Source organism: Kitasatospora sp. NPDC059088 (assembly GCF_042738155.1).
Classification (GTDB): Bacteria; Actinomycetota; Actinomycetes; order Streptomycetales; family Streptomycetaceae; genus Kitasatospora.
This window is the reverse complement of record NZ_JBHYGR010000047.1, coordinates 1-4,087: the sequence shown is the minus strand read 5'-3', so window position 1 is coordinate 4,087 and position 4,087 is coordinate 1. Positions and strand designations below refer to the sequence as shown.

Annotated in this window: 5 protein-coding genes; 1 reads left to right on the top strand and 4 read right to left on the bottom strand. The window is 73.3% G+C overall.

Annotation, left to right across the window (positions count from 1 at the left end; genetic code table 11):
* Positions 1-560: 560 nt before the first annotated feature.
* The 4 genes from ACFWXO_RS21850 to ACFWXO_RS21835 form a co-directional block, all read right to left on the bottom strand.
* The gene (locus ACFWXO_RS21850) at positions 561-788 is read right to left on the bottom strand and encodes a hypothetical protein (RefSeq protein WP_380525435.1); all 228 of its coding nucleotides are present in this window, start codon (positions 786-788) and stop codon (positions 561-563) included.
* Positions 785-1,351 (bottom strand): hypothetical protein, encoded by a 567-nt coding sequence (locus ACFWXO_RS21845; protein ID WP_380525434.1) that lies wholly within the window; start codon positions 1,349-1,351, stop codon positions 785-787. Before ACFWXO_RS21845 ends, ACFWXO_RS21850 begins: the two co-directional genes overlap by 4 nt.
* A gap of 122 nt (positions 1,352-1,473) precedes the next feature.
* The gene (locus ACFWXO_RS21840) at positions 1,474-2,718 is read right to left on the bottom strand and encodes a helix-turn-helix domain-containing protein (RefSeq protein ID WP_380525433.1); all 1,245 of its coding nucleotides are present in this window, start codon (positions 2,716-2,718) and stop codon (positions 1,474-1,476) included.
* A gap of 376 nt (positions 2,719-3,094) precedes the next feature.
* Complete coding sequence (locus ACFWXO_RS21835; RefSeq protein ID WP_380525432.1) at positions 3,095-3,385, bottom strand: hypothetical protein; 291 nt, start codon at positions 3,383-3,385, stop codon at positions 3,095-3,097.
* Between the two features lie 82 nt (positions 3,386-3,467).
* Between ACFWXO_RS21835 and ACFWXO_RS21830 the strand changes: the two genes are divergently transcribed.
* A complete protein-coding gene (locus ACFWXO_RS21830; RefSeq protein WP_380525431.1) occupies positions 3,468-3,734 on the top strand; it encodes a hypothetical protein in 267 nt (88 codons plus the stop codon).
* Positions 3,735-4,087: the final 353 nt, after the last annotated feature.

Below are 4,087 nucleotides of genomic sequence, written 5' to 3'. Positions count from 1 at the left end.
GCCGCCCGGCGCTGGGTGTGTCGTGGGGGGGCGGGGGGGGGGCGCGGGGGGGGGGGGGGGCCCGGCCCCCCCCCCCCCCGCGCCCCCCCCCCCCCCCCCGCCGGCCCCGTGCCGGGTGGCACGTGCCGGTACGGACGACGGGGTGCAACACGTTGCCCCTGGTCACCTCGTCGTCCGGTCGGCCGGGGTGCGGGCGCACACGGGTGACGCCGCGCCCCGGCCTTCACCCGCCCCAGGTCCTGGGGTGGGTGGTCTCAACGGGGTTGCTGGCCCGGCCAGGGCTCCCGACCGATGGCCGGGCCAGCGTTCCGGTGGACCCTCGGCCACCGGGTTCTTCCTGCCAGACCGCCACCCCCACGGTCGACGGCCGGCAGGAGCCCCGCAGCCGCCCTTCCTAGGGAGGCCGGAAGGGGGGCGGCCGCGGGGCCGCGCGGTGAGCAAGGCACGGTAGGGCGTGCGCTCTTCCGCTGCCCGCCGCACCCAGGCGGGCGTTCTGGAGTCCGGCGGCGGCCGCGCCGGGAAGGGCTGGCGGCCGTCGCCGGAGGTCTACGGGGTGGTGCTCACGCCGCCGGTATCCGGCTGCTCAGCACCGGGCGCACGGGGAACGTGCCGACGACCGGCCGGGGCCGGGCGTTCCGCACAACGGTGTCTGCGCGCAGGGCCGCGATGACCACGGAGATGCCGGGACCGGCGGTCTCCGCGCTGTTCTGCAGCGCCTGCGAGATGGTGTTGCGGAGGGTGCGAACGTGCTCTCGTTCAGCGCGGAAGGTGAACTCGCTGGTGGTCACCGTTGGCCTCCGAAGGGGTCAGGAGGCTCTTCGAGGTGGCGCCCGATGTCGCCGCCGTGCAGCAGTGCGACCGGGGAGTTCGTCTGGAGTACCCACGGCGGGGTGTCCCAGCGGGTGCCGTGCGAGGGCGGGAGGGCGATCCAGTCGTCCGGGCCGGAGCGGATCCTCACGTCGGCTCCGACCGTTCTGGCGTAGCGGCCGGTGGCGGGAAGGATCAGCAGGGTGACCGACTCGTCGGTGACGATGCACGGCACCTGGGCGATCTTCTCCAGGTTGACTATCGCGGCCATGCCCGTGGTCCGCGGGAAGACCAGGGCGTCGAACATGCTGGTGGTGGCCAGGAGTCCGGCGCCGGGCGCCTTCTCCAGTTCCTCGATGACGTGCTCGGGGTTGCTGACGGCGGGGCTGCCGGTCCGGGGGTGGGCACCCGGCATGGGGCAGTTCGGGTTGTTGCACGTGCAGCCCTGCCGAGGCCTGTAGCGGTGTCCGACCGATAACGCCCAGCCGAGGGCGGAGTAGGCCGTGACGGCGTCGTTCGGTCGGCGGGTGTTGATCAGCTCCATTGCCAGTCTCTCCCACGGTGATCACACATTCACATCTGGTGACCCCATGAGCTTGGCAGCCCTGCCGTGCCGCGCCCCCTAGGAATTCTAGGGGGCGTCAACTGTTCGGGTGGAAAGGCGAGTTAGTGCACCAGCTCCATGTTGCGGATGAGGCTGGAGAGAGCGGCGGCCTGCGACGGAACCCCCACCTGCACGAGCTCGGTGACCAGGGCCCGGCTCATCGGGTCGGCGAACACGTAGTGCGGCGCGGCGGTGGCGGCCTCCTTGAGTTTGACCACCGCGGTCGAGTGCCGGCCCATCCGCTGCATCGCCCGTGCTTCGTCGATCGCGAAGTGGGTGCGCCGCTCCTTCGACGGGACCTCGTTGATGTCGACCTGCGGCACGTGGGCAAGGCCCCGGCCCGGCTCGTCCACCTCGACACCGACTTCCGCCGCGTGGACGGCGACGACGCCGCGCCCGAACACGGTGTGCCGGCCGAGGTCGTACCAGCCGGGGCCGAGACGGTCGGCATCCTCCAGCGCGGCATCGACCCGGGCCCACGCTTCCGCCCCGTGGCCGGCCCGGGCGTGGGCAATCGCGCACCGCAGGTGCAGGGCTCCGCGAAGCGACACCGCCTCCCGCCCGGCCACCACGCCCCGGGTGTGGGGCTCCAGGTCGCGCAGGGCGGCCTCGGCCACGGCGAGGGCCTCCCTGGGGGACGCCTGGTGCAGCAGCGCCCCGCACCGGTCCCACGCGACGGCCGCCCGCTCCAGCGGATCGTCAACGGCGGTCGCGGCTCCCGCGGCCACCTCCGCCGCCGACCACGCCAGATCCGGGTACCCCAGCTGGTTCAGGCACATCCTGGCCGTACGGCACGTGTCGGCCAGCAGCCGCAGGGCCTCGTCCCGGCTTCCGCCGGACTCGAATGTCAGCACGGCCGTGTTCAGGTCTTCGATCAGGGGCGGGAGCAGGGTGGCGACCTTCGGCAAGTTGGCAGCCTGCCGCGCCGCATTGGTCCGCCGGGACTGCTCTCGCAGGTCCGCCAGCCCGACGAGGCCGCCCTGCGGGACGAGACCCGGGTGGCCGGACAGGATCAAGCCGGCCCGGCGCACCCCGGTCCGGATCGCGGGGACGTGGGCATGCGCGATGCCGCCGACTCCGTGCTGGAGCCGGTACGGCTGGCCGAGCAGCCACACCACGTCGACGTCGCAGCACTCAGCGATGGCGGTGATCACGCTGTACCGGTCCAGGGCCAACCGCCCGCTCTCGACGTTGGCCACCCAGGACTCGGCCCGGCCCAGGAAGTCGGCAAGCTCAACTTGAGTCATTCCAGCGGCGTTTCGGGCAATCCTCACGCGCGAACCGATCGATTCGCTGTTCAGAGGCATACCGGTCTCCGTTCTGATTCCCACTCAACTCAGGACGGTACTCCGGATGCCGCCCCCGCAAGGCACGTAGGCCGAACGGGGGACGGCATCCCTCCGATCCGGCGGCATTACACCCGGCACGGCAACCTCGGCACGACGGGTGGGGGATTGTCAGCCATCGGGAGTTGACCGTGCACTGCTCAGGTCGCGGCCGCGCCCGCCCGCGCTCCCTGCGCCTTCTGCTGCCCGGCCTTCCGGCACCGCCGAGCCGCTCACGCCCGCCGCTGAGCCCACCCGGGAGCCCGACGCCGCCACGGCCTAGCCGCACAGTGTGGGCGGCGGGTCGACTCCGGGTGGAGGCGGGCAAAAATGCACGTCACACTGTCAGCTCCCCTTGCTACTGTCCGGCGCCATGACTGAATGGATAGCCGCCGTGGCGGCCGCTGTCAGCGTGCTGGTCGCGGTGTTCGCGTGGAAGGCTGCCGACCGGTCGGCAGCCGCCGCGGAGCGCGTCGAGAGCATCGAACGTGACCGCTGGCACCGGGACCTCACCCCCGACCTCGACATCCGCCTCGTGCAGCAGAACATGAACCACTGGCTCCTGAGCGTGGACCTCGACGGCCCCGAAGGCCTCGACGACCTCGACAGCATCACCGTCGAGATCCTGGACGAGAAGGGCGTCAGCCACCTGCCCGGGCCGACGGGACCCACGGCGGAGGACCTCGCGCAGGTGATCTGGGGACCGCTGCGCCTGCGCCCCGGTGTCGACGGTGTCGCCGCCCCCGGCCGCACCACCACCGTTGAAGGCCTCGGGCTCGGCCACCGCGCCGTCCGCGCTGGAGCTCAGCCTACGGCCGGCCTGGGACAAGGACCCCATCAACTCCTGGGCCCGCCGCTACCTGGACCACCCGCTGCGCCTGCGCATCGTCTGCCACAAGGACGGCCACAAGCCGTGGACCCTGATCCGAGAGGTGCCCGTCCCTCCTGGAACCCGCCCCGCCGAGCACACCTCCCCGGCGGGCTCCGCCACGGCCTAGTCTGGCGCGCCGTCGGCGGGCACCACCGGCATGGTGGTGGTTGGCGGCCCCAGCCCGAGCCCCCGAGCGGGTCGGGGCGCCGCAGCAGCACCGAAGGCCCCTTCCCTCGCCGGGGCCTTCGTGGTCTTCTCGGGACCGCTACCCAGGCCACTGGGGGCCACCGACAACGGCGGTCGTCGGCCCGGCCCCCGGGCGCCCGCCTGGCTCCAAGAACCGCGGCCCCGCGAACCGCTACGACGTGGGCCTGCTCCTGGCCACCGGCGAGTCCTACCGCTGACCGGCTCTCAGCGTCCGGGGGGGGGGGGGCGCCGCGCCGCCCGGGGGCGGGGCGTCGACGCCGCTGGCGGGGGCTC